1 pseudogene is annotated in these 754 nt (G+C 62.1%); it reads right to left on the bottom strand.

Annotation, left to right across the window (positions count from 1 at the left end):
• Window positions 1-19: 19 nt before the first annotated feature.
• Window positions 20-720, bottom strand: a pseudogene (locus tag ACZBJS_RS42665) (IS5 family transposase).
• Between the last annotated feature and the right edge of the window lie 34 nt (window positions 721-754).

The raw sequence follows: 754 nt of genomic DNA, 5'->3' as shown, positions 1-754 counted from the left end.
GCCTAGGACCGATCGACATTCATTGCATCCAGATCATTGCGGCAGCGAGATGGATGAAGCCGGTAAAGTTGTCAGATCGCCTGTCATAACGGGTTGCCAAGCGTCGGAAGTGTTTGAGCTGGCAAAAGCAGCGCTCGATGCGGTTGCGCTGTTTGTATGCGTCGGCGTCGTGCGGAATGATGATCCTGCGGGTGCGGTTTGACGGGATCACCGCCGTTGCGCCGATTTCCGCGATGATCGCACGCAGGGCGTTGCTGTCATAGGCCTTGTCGGCGAGCACGGCATCGCCGCTTTGGCCGTGGAGCAGTGCCGGCGCCTGGGTGATGTCATTAACTTGCCCAGCCGTGACGATGAAGCGGAGCGGACGGCCGAGCGCATCAGCCAGCATGTGGATCTTGGTGGTCAGTCCACCTCGGGAACGCCCCAGCGCCTGATCTTTGGCCCCCCTTTTCCGCTCGTCGCCTGCTGGTGGGCGCGAACGATGGTGCTGTCGATCATCAGATACTGGTTGTCGCGATCGGCGGTCAGAGCAGCGAACACGCGCTCCCAGACGCCGGCATGGCACCAGCGGCTGAAGCGCTGATGCACCGTTTTCCACTTGCCGTACCGTTCCGGCAGGTCGCTCCAGTGTGCGCCCGATCGCAAAACCCACAAACATCCGTTGACGAACAGTCGATTGTCCGCAGCCGTACGTCCCGGGTCGCCAGCTTTCCCCGGCAGCAGTGGCGCAATCCTCGCCCATTGCGCCTCCGTC

The organism is Bradyrhizobium sp. KZN70725 (assembly GCF_055264925.1).
The sequence above is the reverse complement of the archived record's forward strand: the minus strand, read 5'-3'. Positions and strand labels throughout refer to the sequence as shown.